The sequence below is a fragment of the Thiocapsa sp. genome, assembly GCF_022340925.1.
GTDB lineage: Bacteria > Pseudomonadota > Gammaproteobacteria > Chromatiales > Chromatiaceae > Thiocapsa.
Genome location: NZ_JAJDNA010000085.1, coordinates 50,082 through 68,718, shown reverse-complemented (window position 1 = coordinate 68,718; position 18,637 = coordinate 50,082). Strand labels below are relative to the sequence as shown.

General features: G+C 66.3%; 15 protein-coding genes. 14 read left to right on the top strand and 1 reads right to left on the bottom strand.

What is annotated here, in order from left to right; translation table 11 throughout:
* Positions 1-339: 339 nt before the first annotated feature.
* A complete protein-coding gene (srkA, locus tag LJE61_RS10720) occupies positions 340-1,335 on the bottom strand; it encodes an SrkA family protein kinase (protein ID WP_296918367.1) in 996 nt (331 codons plus the stop codon).
* Positions 1,336-1,414: 79 nt separating this feature from the next.
* Here srkA and LJE61_RS10715 point away from each other — a divergent pair, with 79 nt between their 5' ends.
* The 14 genes from LJE61_RS10715 (at position 1,415) to LJE61_RS10650 (ending at position 18,553) form a co-directional block, all read left to right on the top strand.
* A complete protein-coding gene (locus LJE61_RS10715; RefSeq protein ID WP_296909207.1) occupies positions 1,415-2,377 on the top strand; it encodes a metallophosphoesterase in 963 nt (320 codons plus the stop codon).
* 245 nt (positions 2,378-2,622) lie between these two features.
* The gene (gene leuC, locus LJE61_RS10710; protein WP_296909209.1) at positions 2,623-4,026 is read left to right on the top strand and encodes a 3-isopropylmalate dehydratase large subunit; all 1,404 of its coding nucleotides are present in this window, start codon (positions 2,623-2,625) and stop codon (positions 4,024-4,026) included.
* Positions 4,026-4,667: a 3-isopropylmalate dehydratase small subunit gene (gene leuD / locus LJE61_RS10705; protein ID WP_296918366.1), complete on the top strand. Its 642-nt coding sequence runs from the start codon at positions 4,026-4,028 to the stop codon at positions 4,665-4,667. Before leuC ends, leuD begins: the two co-directional genes overlap by 1 nt.
* Before the next feature lie 298 nt (positions 4,668-4,965).
* Complete coding sequence (leuB, locus tag LJE61_RS10700) at positions 4,966-6,042, top strand: 3-isopropylmalate dehydrogenase (RefSeq protein ID WP_296918364.1); 1,077 nt, start codon at positions 4,966-4,968, stop codon at positions 6,040-6,042.
* A gap of 327 nt (positions 6,043-6,369) precedes the next feature.
* Positions 6,370-7,485, top strand: coding sequence for an aspartate-semialdehyde dehydrogenase (asd, locus tag LJE61_RS10695; protein ID WP_296909468.1), 1,116 nt, complete (start codon positions 6,370-6,372; stop codon positions 7,483-7,485).
* Positions 7,486-7,733: 248 nt separating this feature from the next.
* Positions 7,734-11,063, top strand: coding sequence for a FimV/HubP family polar landmark protein (locus LJE61_RS10690; protein WP_296909469.1), 3,330 nt, complete (start codon positions 7,734-7,736; stop codon positions 11,061-11,063).
* Between the two features lie 70 nt (positions 11,064-11,133).
* The gene (truA, locus tag LJE61_RS10685; protein WP_519972622.1) at positions 11,134-11,931 is read left to right on the top strand and encodes a tRNA pseudouridine(38-40) synthase TruA; all 798 of its coding nucleotides are present in this window, start codon (positions 11,134-11,136) and stop codon (positions 11,929-11,931) included.
* 192 nt (positions 11,932-12,123) lie between these two features.
* A complete protein-coding gene (locus LJE61_RS10680; protein WP_296909470.1) occupies positions 12,124-12,753 on the top strand; it encodes a phosphoribosylanthranilate isomerase in 630 nt (209 codons plus the stop codon).
* Positions 12,734-13,999 carry a tryptophan synthase subunit beta gene (gene trpB, locus LJE61_RS10675; RefSeq protein WP_296909471.1) on the top strand — a complete coding sequence of 422 codons (1,266 nt, stop codon included), beginning with the start codon at positions 12,734-12,736 and terminating at the stop codon, positions 13,997-13,999. The genes LJE61_RS10680 and trpB overlap by 20 nt, the downstream gene beginning before the upstream one ends.
* The gene (gene trpA, locus LJE61_RS10670; RefSeq protein WP_296909472.1) at positions 13,996-14,817 is read left to right on the top strand and encodes a tryptophan synthase subunit alpha; all 822 of its coding nucleotides are present in this window, start codon (positions 13,996-13,998) and stop codon (positions 14,815-14,817) included. The genes trpB and trpA overlap by 4 nt, the downstream gene beginning before the upstream one ends.
* Positions 14,818-14,968: 151 nt before the next feature.
* Positions 14,969-15,850, top strand: a complete 882-nt coding sequence (gene accD / locus LJE61_RS10665; protein WP_296909486.1) for an acetyl-CoA carboxylase, carboxyltransferase subunit beta — start codon at positions 14,969-14,971, stop codon at positions 15,848-15,850.
* A gap of 18 nt (positions 15,851-15,868) precedes the next feature.
* The gene (gene folC / locus LJE61_RS10660) at positions 15,869-17,152 is read left to right on the top strand and encodes a bifunctional tetrahydrofolate synthase/dihydrofolate synthase (protein ID WP_296918361.1); all 1,284 of its coding nucleotides are present in this window, start codon (positions 15,869-15,871) and stop codon (positions 17,150-17,152) included.
* A gap of 214 nt (positions 17,153-17,366) precedes the next feature.
* The gene (locus tag LJE61_RS10655; RefSeq protein ID WP_296909474.1) at positions 17,367-18,011 is read left to right on the top strand and encodes an SPOR domain-containing protein; all 645 of its coding nucleotides are present in this window, start codon (positions 17,367-17,369) and stop codon (positions 18,009-18,011) included.
* A 50-nt stretch (positions 18,012-18,061) separates the two neighbouring features.
* Positions 18,062-18,553, top strand: coding sequence for a CvpA family protein (locus LJE61_RS10650; RefSeq protein WP_296909475.1), 492 nt, complete (start codon positions 18,062-18,064; stop codon positions 18,551-18,553).
* Positions 18,554-18,637 lie beyond the last annotated feature (84 nt).

The window sequence follows — 18,637 nt, the reverse complement described above, 5'->3', positions numbered from 1 at the left end:
CGGGCTCGATCGGTCGCTCAAGGGCGGCCAGGTCAGCCGCGCCGATGTCGCCGACTTCGTGCTGCGTCAGCTAACCGACGGCACCTTTCTCCACCAGACGCCGGCGGTGACCTGAGGCTGCGGATGACAAGTCCCCACTGCCAATCGATCGAGCGCGGCGCGGAGTCCGCGGCAACGGCCGCGGAGGCATCCAGGGGCTGGAGCAGCTGTCGGGCGATGATCGGCCAAGAACAAGCCCCCGAGTACGCTCGCGACTACCCGCAGCGCAACGATGCCATCGTCGCCGCCCCCGCTCAGCTCTCGCGGGCCGGCGAGCGGCCGAGCGACGACGCTGGCTGCTCAATGTGCGCTCGCCCATAAGGGTCCTTCCTCCATGGCCGCGATCTGCTCGCGAAGCTGAAGGATGTGGTCCTGCCAGTAGCGCTGGGTGCCGAACCAGGTGAAGGCGGCGGGGAAGGCGGGGTCCTCCCAACGCCGGGCGAGCCAAGCGGCGTAGTGGACGATGCGCAGGGTGCGCATGGCCTCGATCAGATGGAGCTCCCGGTAGTCAAGATCGTGGAAGTCTTCGTAGCCGGCGAGGACGTCGGCGAGCTGTTGGCTCATCTCGCGGCGGTCGCCCGAGAGGAGCATCCACAGGTCCTGGATCGCCGGACCCATGCGTGCGTCATCGAAGTCGACGAAGTGGGGGCCGGCGTCCGTCCAGAGCAGGTTGCCGCGATGGCAGTCGCCGTGGAGCCGAATCAGGCTGGGCGGGCCGGCGCGCGCATAGCAGGCCCGCACCCCGTCGAGTGCCTGGTCGACAACGCTGCGATAGGCCGGAAGCAGGTCGGGAGGGATCCATTCATGCTCCAGCAGGAACGCCCGTGGTACCTCGCCGAATGAGGTGATGTCGAGCGTCGGGCGGTGCGCAAAGGGTGAGAGGGCGCCGATGGCATGGATGCGCCCGATGAGCCGACCAAGCCATTCGAGGACGTTCGGGTCCTCCAGCTCCGGGGTGCGGCCGCCACGTCGCGGTGTCACCGAGAAACGGTAGCCGGCGTGGGCGTGCAGTGTGCGCCCGTCGATGACAGCCGGCGGCACGGCCGGGATTTCATGCTCGGCGAGCGTCAGGGTGAAGGCATGCTCCTCGAGGATTGCCTCATCGCTCCAGCGTCCGGGCCGATAGAACTTGGCGATGACCGGAGGGGCATCCTCGATCCCGACCTGGTAGACCCGGTTCTCGTAGCTGTTGAGGGCGAGCAGACGTCCGTCGGTCGGCAGACCGACGCTCTCGATCGCCGCCAGCACGCGATCCGGGCCGAGATCGCTGTAGGGTGTCGGATTGGGCGCTATCATGATCTGATTCTACTGGATCCCCACCCGCCGGGTCGGCCATCGGGGACCGCGGCAGGATCCTGAACGGGAGTCCACATCCATGGGTGCTCAGCTGAAGCGGGTTCTGGTCTCTTTTGGGGCCCTGTTGATCCTCCTGCCCGTCTTACCCGTCTGGGGTGCGCCGCTGCGCTTCTTCGCGTTGGGCGACGTACCCTATTCCGCCGCCGAGATGGATCAGCTTCGCGACCTTTTCGACAGCGCGGTGGCCGAAGGCACGCCCTTCCTGATCCATGTCGGCGACATCAAGGCCGGCAGCTCCCCGTGCACGGAGACCAACCTCCGTGAGATCGCGGACCTGTTTCGCTCCCAGCCTGTTCCGGTCGTCTACACGCCCGGAGACAACGAATGGACCGATTGTCACCGCGAGGGCGCCGGCGCGAAGGACCCGCGAGCGAGGCTTGGGCGGGTGCGCGAGGTCTTCTATGCCGATCCGGGCGTGTTACGGCTGGATCGACTCGACGCGGTCGGGGCCGAAGGTGCCGACGGGCGCAACTACCCCGAGAACGTCACCTTCATGTGTGAAGGCGTCCTGTTCGTCGTGGTCCATGCCGTCGGCAGCAACAACGGCCTGGATTCGAGGGACCGGTCGGCGATGGCTGAATTCGAGGCGCGCGACGCCGCCAATGTCCGCTTGTTGCGGCGGGCAGCCGAGCTTGCCCGCAAGCGTGAGGCGAGGGCATTGGTCATCGTCTTCCACGCCAATCCGCTTTTCGAGCGGACGCCCGCCAGCGGCGGTTTCGCCGGGTTGCATGCTGCGCTGCGAGGGCTGCTGTCCACCTATCCGGGTCCGGTCCTCGCCATTCATGGCGACACCCATCGGTTCAAGCACGACCGGCCGTTGATCGATCCCCAGACGGGCGAACCCTTTGCCCGGTTCGTACGGGTCGAGGTGCCCGGCTCACCCCGGGTCGGCGGGGTCTGGGTGGAGATCGATCCGCTGGCCGAAGAGCCCTTCCGGATCACGGAGGTCTACCCGGTCTCGCGCGACCGGGTAACGCCTTGAGGCGCTGTCCTTGTTGTCTTCCCGGGCAACATGACGGCACTGAACCGGCGGGTGCGGCCGCGCTGTTCCGTCATTGCCGGGCGCTTGGGCGTCTGACGAGCCAAGAGCATCCTGTTCTGCAGGCGGAGCCCGCGACGTTTCGGCGCGTCGCCAGTGCGCCGCTGATATGCTGCGCTGCCGCAATTGAGTTTGCCCGGTGCGCCGTTTATGCTTCACGATTGGTTTCTGTTCCGAGGCCCGAGCCGATGGGTTCCAAGACCCTTTACGACAAACTGTGGGACGAGCACGTCGTCCGTGTCGACGACAACGGCGCGGTGCTGCTCTACATCGACCGTCAGCTCGTTCATGAGGTGACCTCGCCCCAAGCGTTCGAGGGACTGCGTCTGGCGGGCCGCCGCCCCTGGCGGGCCGCGGCCAATCTGGCCGTCCCGGACCACAATGTGCCGACGCGGGACCTTGCTGCCGGCATCACGGACCCGATCTCCAGGATTCAGGTCGAGACACTTGACCACAACTGCGCGGACTTCGGAATCAGGGAGTTTCCGATGGCCGATCCGCGGCAGGGGATCGTCCACGTCATCGGTCCGGAGCAGGGCTTCACGCTGCCCGGGGCGACCCTGGTATGCGGCGACTCACACACGTCGACCCACGGTGCCTTCGGGGCGCTGGCCTTCGGGATCGGCACCTCCGAGGTGGAGCACGTCCTGGCGACCCAGTGCCTGATCCAGCGGAAGTCCAAAACGCTTCTGATCAGCGTCGACGGGCAGGCGGGTCCGGGGGTCACCGCGAAGGACATCGTGCTCGCCATCATCGGCGAGATCGGCACGGCGGGGGGGACCGGCTCCGTGATCGAGTTCGGCGGGGAGGCGATCCGGGCGCTCTCGATGGAAGGGCGCATGACGGTCTGCAACATGGCGATCGAGGCTGGCGCGCGTGCCGGCCTGATCGGAGTGGACGAGAAGACGATCGAGTATCTGCGCGGCCGCCCCTACGCGCCGAGCGGCGAGCTCTTCGAGCGGGCGGCGGCCCATTGGCGGACCTTGGTCAGCGACCCGGGCGCGGATTTCGACCGAGTGGTGCGGCTGGACGCGTCCGCGATCCAGCCCCAGGTGACCTGGGGGACCTCGCCCGAGATGGTGGTGCCAGTCGGCGGCCGCGTCCCGGATCCGCGGGCTGAGGCTGACCCGGTGCGGGCCGAGGGGATCCGCCGTGCTCTGGGTTACATGGGCCTGGAGCCGGGGACGGCGATCCGCGATATCCGACCGGACAAGGTCTTCATCGGCTCCTGCACCAACTCGCGGATCGAGGACCTGCGCGCCGCGGCCGAGGTTGTCCAGGGCCGCAAGGTCGCCGACGGTATCCGGCTGGCCCTGGTGGTGCCGGGGTCTGGTCTTGTCAAGGCGCAGGCGGAGGCCGAAGGACTGGATCGGATCTTCACCGACGCCGGCTTCGAATGGCGCGAGCCGGGGTGCTCCATGTGTCTGGCCATGAATGCCGACCGGCTTGAGCCCGGTGAGCGTTGTGCATCCACCTCCAACCGCAACTTCGAGGGCCGGCAGGGTCAAGGAGGCCGGACCCATCTGGTCAGTCCCGCGATGGCCGCCGCAGCCGCGGTGGCGGGCCACTTCGTCGACGTGAGGGAGCTCTGATGGAACCCTTTGAGAATTTCACCGGTGTTGTGGCCCCGCTCGATCGCGCCAACGTTGACACCGACGCCATTATCCCGAAGCAGTTTCTCAAGAGCATCAAGCGCACGGGGTTCGGTCCCTACCTGTTCGACGAGCTGCGCTATCTGGATCCCGGCGAGCCCGGCATGGATTGTCGCAGCCGACCGCTGAATCCGGACTTCGTCCTGAACGACCCCCGATATCAGGGGGCGCAGATCCTGCTCGCGCGCGAGAACTTCGGCTGCGGCTCCTCACGTGAGCACGCCCCTTGGGCGCTGGCCGACTTCGGTTTCCGCGTCATCCTGGCCCCGAGCTTCGCCGATATCTTCCACAACAACTGCTTCAAGAATGGCCTCTTACCCATCGTTTTGGCGCCTGAGACGGTCGAGGGCCTCTTCGCCCGCTCGCGCGGTCCGCAGGCCCTGCGGATCGATGTGGACCTGCCCGGGCAGCTGCTCACCCTGGACGATGGGACCCGCATCCCCTTCGAGATCGATGCCGGCAACAAGGCGCGGTTGCTCGAGGGACTGGACGATATCGGCCTGACCCTGCAGCACGCCGATGCGATACGAGCCTACGAGGCGCGGCGGCAGATCGAGGCACCATGGCTCTTCGCCGTTTAGGGAGGACGCTGATGCATTGCCATCCTGGCCATCGACAGCGCGCCTTCCCGGCCGCGCGACTCTCGGAAGGCGACATTGTCAGGCGCTGAGGCGCCTGAACATGCCGGGGCCTTCTGCCCCGGGGCGGCGCGGCGACGGATGGGCAGGAAGGGCGAATCCAAATGCGGTTGGGTGGTCTGTCCACGGTGAATGAAATGGATTCCACTTTGCTTCATCGAGGCTACGACGCAGCATTCCTCTGAGGACGTGCCGGCTCCTTTCACCTGGATGAAGATTCCAGGCGACCCTGTTGAGAGAGATGCCATTGAGTAAGATTCTGGTGCTGGCCGGTGATGGGATCGGTCCGGAGATCGTCGCGGAGGCGGTCAAGGTCCTGAACGCACTGCGGGCGGAAGGGGCCATCGATGTGGCGCTCGAGGAAGGGCTGGTCGGCGGCGCGGCCTACGACGCCGCGGGCGACCCGCTGCCCGAGGAGACCCTGGAGGCGGCGCGAGTCGCTGATGCGATCCTGCTGGGCGCGGTCGGCGGACCCAAGTGGGAGCCGCTGCCTATCTCCAAGCGGCCCGAGAAGGGATTGCTGGGTCTGCGCGCGGGTCTCGGTCTGTTTGCCAATCTGCGCCCGGCGATCCTCTACCCCCAGTTGGCCGATGCCTCCACGCTCAAGCCGGAGGTGGTTTCGGGACTCGACATCATGATCGTGCGCGAGCTCACAGGCGGGATCTATTTCGGTCAGCCGCGCGGCGTAGAGACCCTGCCGACGGGCGAGCGACGGGGCTTCAACACACTGGTCTACACCGAGTCGGAAGTGGAGCGGATCTGCCGCGTCGCCTTCGAGATCGCCATGAAGCGCAGCAGACGTGTCTGCTCGGTGGACAAGGCCAACGTCCTCGAGTGCACCGAGCTGTGGCGCGAGGTTGCCACTCGCACGGCCCGTGACTACCCGGAGATCGAGCTGAGTCACCTGTATGTCGACAATGCGGCCATGCAGCTCGTGCGTGCACCCAAGCAGTTCGATGTCATGGTGACGACCAATATGTTCGGCGACATCCTCTCCGACTGCGCGGCCATGTTGACGGGCTCCATCGGCATGCTGCCCTCGGCGTCGCTGAACGCGTCGGGGCAGGGCATGTACGAGCCGATCCACGGTTCGGCGCCGGACATCGCCGGGCGGGGTGTCGCGAATCCGCTGGCGACCATCCTCTCGGTGGCGATGATGCTCCGCTACTCGCTCGGTGCCCCGGCCGCGGCGGATCGGATCGAGGGTGCCGTCTCCAAGGTCCTCGACCAGGGCCTGCGCACCGCCGATATCCTGTCCGCCGGCATGAGCGAGGTCGGGACCGGCGAGATAGGCGATGCGGTGGTGGCGGCGCTATAGGGACGCTGATTGATCGGACATGCCGGCCAAGAATCAGCACGCAACAGCACAACGCGGTTTCGGCGTCCTCTCATTGGCAGTCGCTTAGGCGACAGAAGGTGGCGGCACTTCCGCATGCCGCGGGAAGCGCCGGACTCTTCAGTGCCGCTTCCAACGGCCTAGCCGCCCGGCCTTTGGCGCGAGCCCCACCTGGACGGTCCGATGCGGGTCGGGGCCTGTTGACCCAATTGTGCTGCCCGGGACCGGGGTCATCTGCGGCCTGATGGCAGGCGGCCGGTGGTCCGAGGCTTCGCTAGACATTCTGTTTCACGATTACGGAGTAGCTCCATGAAGCGGGTTGGGTTCGTCGGCTGGCGTGGCATGGTCGGCTCGGTCCTGATGGACCGCATGCGAGCGGAGGGGGATTTCGATCGGATCCGCGAGACGGTCTTCTTCACCACCTCGCAGGTGGGGCAGCCTGGGCCCGATGTCGGCCGGGGCGCGCGGTCTCTTCAGGACGCCGGGTCAATCGACATCCTGCGTGAGATGGATGTCATCGTGACCTGTCAGGGCGGTGACTATACCAAGGCGATCCACCCCAGGCTGCGTCGCACAGGCTGGGACGGCTACTGGGTCGACGCCGCATCGGCGCTGCGGATGGAGCCGGATGCCACGGTCATCCTGGATCCGGTGAATCGACCTCTGATCATGAGCGCCCTGGATCAAGGCAAGCGCGACTTCATCGGCGGCAACTGCACCGTGAGCCTGATGCTGATGGCGATCGGCGGTCTGTTCCGAGAAGGCCTGGTCGATTGGGTGAGCGCCATGACCTACCAGGCGGCCTCCGGCGCGGGCGCGAAGAACATGCGCGAGCTACTGTCCCAGATGGCCGCGCTGCATGGGTCGGTGGCCACGCTGTTGGAGGATCCGGACTCGGCGATCCTGGAGATCGACCGACGCGTGACGGAGGTGATGAACGGGCCGGGCTTCCCGATGGAGAGTTTCGGCGTGCCTCTGGCCGGGAGCCTGATACCCTGGATCGACACCCAGTTGCCCAATGGCCAGAGCCGTGAGGAGTGGAAAGGGATGGCCGAGACCAACAAAATCCTCGGCATCGATGGAGACCCCGTTGCGATCGATGGTGTCTGTGTCCGGGTGGGGGCCATGCGTTGCCACAGTCAGGGCCTCACCATCAAGCTGACGCGCGATTGCTCAATCGCGGAGATCGAGGCCATCATTGCCGCTTGCAATCGCTGGGTGCAGGTGGTCCCCAATGACCGTGAGCACACCCTGCGAGCCTTATCGCCGGCGGCGGTGACCGGTACCCTGGCGATCCCGGTCGGCCGACTGCGGAAGATGACCCTGGGCGAGCGCTACCTCGCGGCGTTTACCGTGGGTGACCAGCTGCTGTGGGGCGCCGCGGAGCCATTGCGGCGCATGCTTCGCATCCTGACCGAGCGCTGAAACCCAATCGATTGATCCCAAGGGACTTGGTATGAGGGGCGCCTTCGGATATAGTCTTGTCAGGACAAATGGAATGTCGGCCGCACCAAGCCCGCGTGGCCGATTGCGAGGAGGCATATTCCACCATGATGAGACCAGCCGATCGCCCGCGCCGGCACGTTGAGCCGGCTCCGTCACCGAAGCCACGGAACTGGCAGCGACCCCCCAGGATCAACCTTCGCTCGTCACGCCTCGGAGACCACCCCGCGATGCGGGCTGCGGTCGCAACACCCGAAACCCGGCGATGGCTCGCGCGGACTGCCGTTCTGGCAGTGATCCTCACGGCTGGGTTGAGCGCAGCCGGCGCCTTCGGGCTCGGCCTCGGAGGGTTTCACGTCGAGTCGGCACTCAATCAGCCCTTCGCGGGCGAGATCGATCTCATCAACGTCGGCCCGGACGAGCTGGACGCCGTCAAGGCGACGCTTGCCTCCGCGGACGACTTCGCCAAGGCGGGGGCAGAGCGCTACCACTTCCTGACCCAGCTCGGATTCGAGCCGCAGCTGAGTGCGCGGGGAAGCCCCGTGATCCGAGTCACCAGTCGCGATCCAATCCGCGAGCCGTTCATGGATTTCCTCGTCGAGGTCGTCTGGCCCTCGGGCAGGCTGGTGAGAGGCTATACGGTTCTCCTGGATCCGCCAGGAACGCCAGCGCGCCGGACATCTGACAGCGCGCTCTCGGCCCCGGACGGTGGTGCACCGGAGCCTGCGCGGTCCGGTGGAGCGTCGCCCCAGCGCAGTGTGGCCGATCAAACGCCTTCACCGGCGGTCCCAGAGGCCGCGCCAAGCTCAGACAGCTTCCCAATCCGTTTCGGCCCGGTCCGACCGGGGACAGGTCTGTTGGGGCTGGCCCGCACGGGCCAGCCACGGGGCGTGACCCTGGCCCAGACGGCCATGGCGCTGTATCGGAACAATCAGGAGGCGTTCGTCAACGGGGATATCAACAATCTGATCGTCGGCGCAAGCTTGACCATCCCGACCGATGCCGAGCTCCGCGCGCTCGACCAGACATCCGCGGAACAGGAGCTGCAGGCCGCTTTGCGCGGCGAGGCGGTCCGCCGTGCGCCCATGAGTGTGGCTAGCGAGGGTGGGGATGCCGCGGCGCGTGAGGATGCCAGATTCCGGATTGCCGGCGCGGCGGCGGGTGCCGCAGCGGGGACAGCAGAGGCGTCGCCCTCCGCACCGCAAGCGGCTCAGGAGACGGTGTCTGTGGCGCCCTCCGCGATCACCTCGGCCGATCTGGAGCAGGATCCGCCCGCGGAGACAGCGGGGGTTGAGGACGGCCCCGAACAGGCGGGGGCTGACGACGGCATTCAAGCCGAGGAGATCGCCAGCACCATTGAGGAAACGGCTGAATCAGGAACACGGATCCGTGAGCTGGAGGCTGAGCTTGCTGCTATCCAGGCTCGGCTGCAGCTTCGCGCTGAGGAGCTGGCCAGACTCCAGGAGACGGCGCCGCCTTTGCCGAGTTCGAGCGATGTCCCGATGATCTCGGGGGCGATTGCCGAGGCGGACGAGGTCACGCTCATTCCGAGGATGGACGCAACGTCCGAGGATCAGATCGAGACGATCGAACGGCCTGCCACGGAAGACGCCGCTTCGCTGGAATCCGATGCCGAGGGATCAGGTCGGGATCTGACCGACCGACCAGCGGCCCCTATGGCCGAGCCCCCAGGGTTGGAGAACGGCACAAATGCGGGCGCGCCCCCCGGTCCCGAAGTCATTCCGGTTCCGCTTGCAGCAGACGCGCTCCCGTCGGCGGCCCAGGTTGAGCAGGCGAAGGGACCGGCCGAGACTGCCGCGGCGTCGACCTCGACATGGCATGCGATCTTGCTGCCGTTGGCCGGTTTCGCCGGCTTCACCGCCGTGGGGGTCCTCGGCTTCTCTTGGATGTCCGCACGGCGCCGGCGCACTGAGCGCAAGGCGGAAGAGGATCTCGATGTTGCCGACGGCGTGGAGCTCGAGGGGACGGCCTCAGCCCTGTCGTCGCCGTCAGTCACCCCCGCTTTTGGTCCATCGGAACAAGCCCTCGACGCGGAGCCGCTGCCAGCAAGCCGGCCCGCCGAGCCGGCGGACGTTGGGCTGACGGCCCCCTCGTCGCAGCTCGAATCGGTCATGCACTTCGACGCGGAGACGGAGGAGGCCGACCCGCTCTCCGAGGCGGACATCTATGTCGCTTATGGACGCTACAAGGAGGCCGAAGAGCTCCTGGTGCGCGAGATCGAGCGCACTCCCGGGCGCCTGCAGGCGAAGTTCAAGCTTGCCGAGGTCTATGCCGCGTCCGAGAATCGCTTTTTGATGCGGGAGCTGATGGAAGACATCCAGGCTTGCGGCGGGGATCGAGACGATCCGGCGCGATGGCAACGGCTCGTTGGGATCGTCAAGGTGGTCGAGGAGGGTGGCGTTTGGGATCCGGGCTCAAGCTTCAGGATCACCGACGCGCCGTCCGAGTCGGTGGAGCAGGGTACCCGGGACCTTCAGGCCCTCGGCCGGGCCGTCGATGAGGCGGCTGGTGCAGCTCCCGAGCCGAAGCCCCGCGTATTCGAAGGCGATGACAGGGTGCCTGCTGAGGTGACGGGACCCGGGCATGCGCAGCGGCTGGATAAGCCGTCGGTCGCGGCCGACAACCTTGGCGGCTCACCGATCGAGGATGAGATGCCCCTCTTGTTCGACGAGTCAGCGCTCGACGATTCTCTTGTCTTGCCAGAGCAGAGCGCTGATGAGGACCCTGAGTGGGACCCCCTGGCCGATCTTGGCGCGCGGGAGAGCTCTGGCGACGCCGGGGATCTCATCCTGACGCTGGACGACCTTGATGGATCGGGTGTCCTGGATCTGGATGCGGTGTTGGATGCTCCATCTTCGGCCATGGCGCAGCCCGAGGCGGAGACGGCCGATATGTCCCCTCCGCGTCCGCGCGACGTCGGCGCGGAGGCTGACGCGGGGGAGGATGTTCTGAAGCTGGACGCGGTCTTGGATACGCCCCAGGGGGGAGTGACGACGCCCGGGTTGGGGACGGCCGATGTGGCTCCGCGCCCGCGCGAGATTGCCGAGGAAGCTGAAGCGTCTGAGGATGCGCTGGAGCTGAACGCGGTCTTGGATGCGCCCCAAGCGGAGGTGACGACGTCCGGGTTGGGTACGTCCGATGTGGCTCAGCGCCCGCCCGAGGTTGTCGAGGAAGCTGCCTTGGTCGAGGATATCCTGGGGCTCGATGCGGTCTTGGACGCGCCTCGGCCGGATCTGCCGACGCCTGGGGCGGATACGGCCGCTGCCCCCCGGCATCCACCCGTGGTGGAGGAAGCGGTTACCGAAGGTGTGATCGATCGCGATGCAGGCGAGGTTGGGGGAAGCTCTGCAGCGGTCTTTGGCGATCACGCCGCGGCCGATGGGCCGGCCGATGCGGATCGCCGGGACGATCGAGCGGCCAGGGTGGATCTCGCCCGTGCCTACCTCGCTATGAACGACCTCAAGTCCGCCCGCGCATTGCTCGATGAGGTGCTCGCAGACGTCAGCGGGGAAGCCGCCGCGAGTCCGAGGAGCGATTGAGGACACCGGCCTGAATCGCGAGCGCGCGCGACCGCCGGCGACAGGGGGGCTGAGCTCGCAACGGATTGCGCTGGGCGTCGAGTATGACGGCTCGGGTTTTTGTGGCTGGCAAACCCAGGCCGGAGTCCGGACCGTCCAGGCCGCCCTGGAGGCGGCAATCGGTCGGGTCGCGGACGAGCCGGTCCGGGTTCAGTGCGCGGGACGCACTGATGCGGGGGTGCATGCCGAGGAGCAGGTCCTCCACTTTGACACGTCGGCGCATCGCAGCGACCGATCCTGGGTGCTCGGGACCAACGCCCACCTACCGCCGGACGTAGCGGTCCGGTGGGCCCGTCCGGTCGATCCGCGGTTTCATGCCCGTTTCAGCGCGATCGCGCGCCACTACCGCTATCTGATCATGGTCCGGTCCACCCGGTCGCCGTTACACCGCGACCGGGTGGTCTGGACGCATCGCTTGCTGGACACCGAGCGCATGGGCAAGGCCGGTCAGACACTCGTCGGGGTGCATGATTTCTCAAGCTTCCGGGCGGTGGCCTGCCAGGCGAAGAGCCCGATCCGCCACGTCCACTACCTGGAGCTGACCGACACGTCCGGGCTCATCGAGCTGAGGATTGGAGCCAACGGTTTTCTGCACCATATGGTCCGTAATATCGTCGGTGTCCTCATGATGATCGGCCGCGGTGATGCGCCGGTCGGGTGGACCCGCGACCTCCTGTCATTGCGCGACCGACGGCTCGGCGGCGTGACCGCCCCCCCGCATGGGCTCTACTTCGTCCGCGCCGACTATCCGGCTGAGCTCCACCTTCCGCCGGTCCAATCAGCGAGGTTATCGGGCGGGCTGACTCCGTCGCACATGGGTAACGCGTAAAGCGAGGCGTGTTCGTCGTGCCCGGGAGCAAGGCGCGACGAGGACGACTCGCGGCCTCTATTGCGAGGAGTCGCGACGCGGCGATCGGGTGCGGGCGGCGTGCGTCGCGGCGGAAAATCCGTCTGTGACAGGCATAAAGACCGGACTGAGGTTGCCTCTCCGATGCCATGACGATCTCCGGATTCGCCAATCATGAGAACCCGCGTTAAGATCTGTGGACTAACCCGTCGGATCGATGTGGAGGCGGCGGTGGCCGCAGGTGCCGACGCCGTCGGTTTCGTGTTCCATCCCCCGAGCCCGCGGGCGGTGTCGCCGGATGAGGCGCGGCGCTTGTGCGAGGGATTGCCGCCCTTCGTAACCGCGGTCGGACTCTTTGTCGATGCCTCGTCGGAGCGGATCCGGTCGGTTCTGGACCAGGTCCCGCTCGAGTTGATTCAGTTCCATGGAGAAGAGGAACCGGTGTTCTGCGCCTCGTTCGGACGGCGTTGGATCAAGGCGGTGCGGATGCGCCCGGGCATCGATCTCCTGGCGGAGCAGGCGCGTTACGGTGAGGCCGCAGGACTGCTGCTCGATACCTTCGATCCGGTTCGGGCGGGAGGGACGGGCCAATGCTTCGACTGGGAACGAATCCCAGCGCCGATTGCGCCTTCGATCATCCTGGCGGGTGGGCTCGCCCCGGGCAATGTCGGGAACGCCATCCGTCGAGTTCGTCCGTTCGGGGTCGATGTGAGCGGTGGCGTCGAGGCGTCCAAGGGAATCAAGGACCATCGCAAGATTCGCGATTTCATGCAGAAGGTGAACGATGTTGACATATCCCGATGACCTGGATCGGGCCTTTCCGGGCGGGGCCGGCCAGCGCCGCTCGCAGCCGAGTGCTTACCGCTGGCCGGATGCCCGTGGTCATTTCGGTCCCTACGGGGGGATGTTTGTCCCGGAGACGCTGATGCAGCCGCTCGAGGAGCTGCGCGCGGCCTATGAGCGTTTCCTCGATGATCCAGAGTTTCAGGCCGAGCTCGATGCGGACCTGCGCGACTATGTGGGCCGACCTTCGCCCGTCTATCACGCCGCGCGCTGGAGCAGGGAGCTCGGCGGTGCTCAGATCTTCCTGAAGCGTGAAGACCTGAATCACACGGGCGCGCACAAGGTCAACAATACGATCGGTCAGGCCCTGCTCGCGCGGCGGATGGGTAAGACCCGTATCATCGCCGAGACCGGTGCGGGTCAACACGGTGTGGCGAGCGCGACCGTGGCGGCGCGGTTGGGTCTGGAATGCGTCGTTTACATGGGCGAGGTCGATATCGCGCGGCAGGAGGCCAACGTCTATCGCATGCGTCTGCTCGGGGCGCGGGTTGTTTCGGTGACCTCAGGGTCCCGCACCCTGAAGGATGCGTTGAACGAGGCAATGCGGGACTGGGTGACGAACATCGACAACACCTTCTACATCATCGGCACCGTGGCTGGCCCCCACCCTTATCCCGCGATGGTGCGGGACTTCCAAGCGGTGATCGGACGCGAGGCCCGCGCCCAGATCCTAAAACGGACCGGCCGCCTGCCCGATGCCCTCGTCGCCTGCGTGGGCGGGGGCTCAAACGCCATCGGTCTCTTTTATCCTTTCATCGGCGACCCCGGGGTGGCGATCTATGGCGTCGAGGCCGCCGGCGATGGTCTTCAGACGGGTCGCCATGCCGCGCCGCTGTGTGCCGGTCGGCCCGGCGTGCTCCATGGTAACCGGACCTATCTGATGGAGGATCGACATGGTCAGATCGTCGAGACCCACTCCATCTCCGCCGGGCTCGACTATCCTGGGGTCGGTCCCGAGCATGCCTGGCTGAAGGACAGCGGACGTGCCCGCTACGATTCGGTGACGGACGAGGAGGCCCTGCGCGCCTTCCATCACCTGACACGCACCGAGGGGATCATCCCGGCGCTCGAGTCCAGTCACGCACTGGCCTATGCCCATAAGCTCGCCCCGGGGATGCGCAGCGATCAGGCGATTCTTGTCAACCTCTCCGGTCGAGGGGACAAGGATATGCACACCGTCGCCAGTCACGATGGGCTGGTGCTATGAGTCGGATTGACGCGTGCTTCGGGCGACTCGCCCAGCGCCGCCGAACGGCGCTCATCCCCTTCGTGACCGCCGGGGATCCGGCACCCGAGGTGACGGTTCCGCTGTTGCATGCGATGGTCGCCGCGGGCGCGGATCTGATCGAGATCGGTGTCCCCTTTTCCGATCCGATCGCCGACGGCCCCGTGATCCAGCGGGCCAGCGAGCGGGCGCTGGCCAAGGGTGTGTCATTGGACGATGTGCTGGACATGGTTCGTGTTTTTCGGACACGAGACGGCGATACGCCCGTGATCCTGATGGGCTATCTCAATCCGATCGAGGTGATGGGCTACGAGCTGTTCTCAGTCGCAGCGCACGAGGCCGGCGTGGACGGTGTGCTGGTTGTCGATGTGCCGCCCGAGGAAGGGCATGACCTGGTCGCGATGCTCAGGACCCGCGGACTGGACCTGGTGTATCTTTTGGCGCCGACCTCGACCGCGGCCCGGATCGCGTGCATTGGGGAGGTGGCCTCGGGTTTCGTCTACTACGTCTCGGTGAAGGGAGTCACCGGCTCCGGTCACCTGGATACGGCGGCAGTGGCCGAGAAGGTCGGCCTGATCAAATCGCTGGTTCGACTGCCGGTCGGCGTCGGCTTCGGCATCCGCGATGCCGGGTCGGCCGCGCGGATCGCCGAGGTCGCCGATGCAATCATCGTCGGCAGCGCCATCGTGAGCCGGATCGAGGCTCTGGCGGCGACCCCTGAACAGATCCCCGACGCGGTTGGCGGATTTCTTGCCGGTCTGCGTCAAGCCATCGACGAGGTGGATGCCCATGTCTCCTAAGCGTCCCGGACGGGTTGGCCAAGGACTGATGCGCGGCGGGGTCCCTGCCTCAGAGCAGCCTGCAAAGGAACCTCGGATCGAACGTGGTGACACTTTGAAGCAGGCGATCGACAACCGCGGTGGCACCTTGAAGCAGGCGATGGACAAGAGTATGAGCTGGTTTGAGAAGCTCATACCGAGTCGCATCCGCACCGAGGCAAGCACAAAACGGGCCGTTCCCGAAGGCGTCTGGGCGAAGTGTCCAGGCTGTCATGCCATCCTCTATCGCGCCGAGTTGGAGCGCAACCTCGAGGTATGCCCGAAGTGCGCGCACCACAGTCGGCTCAGTGCGCGCCGTCGGCTGGAGACCTTCCTCGATGCCGAGCAGCGCGAGGAGATCGCTGGCGATCTCGAATCCCTGGATCCGCTCAAGTTCAAGGATCTCAAGAAGTACAAGGATCGTCTCGCCCAGGCCCAGAAACAATCCGCCGAGAAAGAGGCCTTGATCGTGATGCGCGGGCGCCTGAAAGGCCAACCCATCGTTGCCGCGGCCTTCGAGTTCGGCTTCATGGGCGGCTCCATGGGTTCGGTCGTAGGTGAACGGTTCGTTCGCGGCGTTGAGGCGGCCCTTGAGCGGGACTCGCCCTACGTCTGTTTTGCCGCGAGCGGCGGGGCCCGCATGCAGGAGAGCCTCTTCTCGCTGATGCAGATGGCGAAGACCAGCGCGGCGCTTGGGCGGATGCGCGAGCAATCGCTGCCATTCATCTCCGTGATGACCGACCCCACGATGGGTGGTGTCTCGGCGAGCCTGGCGATGCTCGGCGATCTGAATATCGCAGAGCCCAACGCCCTGATCGGCTTCGCCGGCCCGCGCGTGATCGAGCAGACGGTCCATGAGAAGCTGCCCGATGGCTTCCAGCGCAGTGAGTTCCTGCTGGATAAGGGTGCCTTGGACATGATCATGGACCGGCGCGATCTGCGTGAGCGCATCGCCGATCTTCTTGCGATCCTGACCCATCGCCCCCGTTACTGCCGCACCGTCGTTCCGGTCTGAGGGCGGCGCCTGGTCCCGATGCGTTTCCGGGATCTCGATGCCTGGTTGAATTGGCAGGGCGGGCTGCACCCCAAGGACATCGAGCTGGGTCTCGACCGGGTGGAGGCGGTTTGGCGCCGGTTGGGCCCCAAGCCGCCGCCCTTTCCCGTCATCACGGTGGGGGGGACGAACGGGAAGGGCTCTTGCGTTGCCATGCTCGAGGCGATCTTGCGGGCTGCTGGTTACCGCACCGCCTGCTACAGCTCTCCGCATCTGCTGCGCTATAACGAGCGCGTCCGACTCGACGCGGAGCCTGTCGCCGACCGCGCGCTGTGCGAGGCTTTCGACCGTGTGGATCGCGCGCGCCGCGACATTGCGCTGACCTATTTCGAGTTCGGGACCCTTGCCGCGCTCGACCTGTTCGTGCGGGCCGAGCCCGACCTCGCCCTGCTGGAGGTCGGGCTTGGGGGGCGCCTCGACGCCGTGAATCTGCTTGATGCGGATGTTTCGGTGGTGACCTCGATCGGACTCGATCACACCGCCTGGCTGGGCGAATCCCTGGATCAGATCGCCGGTGAAAAGGCAGGAATCTTTCGACGGGATCGTCCGGCGATCATCGGACAGCGCGATGCCCCGACGCGGTTGCGAGCCGAAGCGGAGCGGTTGGGTAGTCTTCCACGGCAGCTTGGACGCGAGCTCGATTGGGAGCTCGGGAGCGGCGGCTGGATCTGGGTCGGTCCGGGCGGCGAACGCTTGGCCTTGCCGGCGCCGGCGATGCGCGGCACGTTTCAATACGACAACGCCTCGGCTGCGATCGCGGCGCTTCGGGAGCTGGGCGGGCGTCTGCCGGTTCCGGTCAACGCAATCAGATCCGGCCTGCAGAGGGCGCAATTGCGCGGCCGCTTCCAGGTCGTTCCCGGCCGGCCATGCTGCATCCTGGACGTCGCGCACAACGGCGCGGCGGGGGATGCCCTCGCCGCAAACCTGCGGGCATTTGCTTGCCCCGGTCGGACGCGTGCTGTCTTGGCCGTCCTCTCCGACAAGGCGCCCGAGGCCCTCGTTCGGCCGCTCCTGCCTCTTGTGGACGAGTGGTATCTGGCGCAGAGCGATGATCCGAGAGCCATGTCGGTCGGCGTCCTGAGCGCGCGCCTGGCTCCGCTGCTGTCGGCGCGGCCGGCCGTGGTCCACCGAACGGTGGGAGCCGCGCTCGCCGCGGCCGAGTCGGCCTCCGGGTCTGGCGATTGCCTGCTGGTCGTGGGATCGTTCACGACTGTCGGTGAGGCGCTCCGGCGCCTCGAAGAGGCCCGATCCGCATGGGGCTGAGTGGTACCGGCCGTGCGCTCCGTCGATCGGGGGGCGCGGCCAGGCGCGGGTCCCGGACGGTCTGGGAGATTTAATTGATTGAAAGTAATACCGATATTTTAGTCTGGCGGGTTTCAAATCAGTTGGGACGTGATATACTCGCCCCACCGCAGCGGCCCATGGATCGAATGTCGGAGTGGCGCTGGCGTGTTGCTCGGCGTCGGGGTAGAGGTTTATGCGAGAAGGCGCAAAAAAACGGTTGGTCGGGGCGGTCGTGATCGTCGCGCTGGCGGTCATCTTCGTACCCATGCTGTTCGAGGATAAGGCCGTGGCCCCCTTGCCGCCACTGCCGGATGTGATGCCCCAACAGCCGGAGCTCGACGAGCGCTTCCGCGAGGAGGCCTATCTGACCCCCAGTGGCTCCATCGCGGGCATTCCCGGAGAAGGGAGCTGGGCCGAGACTCAAGACCTGCCGCCTCCTGCCGTCGAGGAGGCCGGGCCGGTCTACGAGGGCATGGTCGATGAGCCGATGCCGCCGAGCGAGCCACCGGCGAGAGAGATCCCGGGCAGCACAGTCACTCCCGACGTGCCGCCCGAGACCGCAACCCTTTCCAGCGTCCCGGAGCCGGTGGGTCACGACGATGGGATGCCGTCATGGGTGATTCAGGTCGCCAGCCTGGGGACACAGGAAGGTGGAGAGAAGCTTGCAGACAAGCTGCGTCGCGAAGGTTACTCTGCCTTCGTCGAGCCGGCCGAGGTCAGGGGTCGAGTCTATTATCGGGTGCGCGTCGGGCCGGAGCTCGACCGCGCGCGTGCCGAGCAGACGGCGGAGCGGTTGCGTCAGAGCTACAAGGATGCGCTGATTCAACGCTATCCCTAAGCAGATTCTGATCTGATCAAGGTTCCGAAACCCGGCTGACCGGAGTCACAATGAACTGGGCTGACTATGCCATCCTTGGGGTCATACTTCTGTCCGCCCTGGTCGGGGTCGCTCGAGGTCTGATCCGTGAGGCCTTGTCGCTGGGAGTCTGGGTCGCGGCCATCCTAATTGCCTGGCTGTATCATCGCCAGGTGGCGGATCTCCTGGTTCCTTACGTGTCGCAGCCCACGATACGCATGGCCGCGGCCTTCATCGCGTTGGTTCTCCTCACCCTGTTGGTGGGCGCCATTCTCGGCGCGGTCCTCGCGGCACTCGTGGACAAGGCGGGCCTCAGCGGCGTCGACCGATCGCTGGGCTTGATCTTCGGGGCGGCGCGAGGCGTCGTCATCGTCGCCATGGCGGTGTTTCTGGCCGCCCTGACGCCGATGCCGGACGATCCTTGGTGGAAGGAGTCACGTTTCATCGGGCGGTTTCAATCGGTTGCGAGCTGGCTCGTCAGTTTCGTGCCGGACGAGGTTCAGTCCCGGATCAAGGACTTGTGACCTCGGGGAAGGTTTCCAGCCGCCAGTCCTCCGGCGGCGAGCGGGGGTGCTTCTTGAAAGGAGCCGGTCGCTCGTGATTGTCCC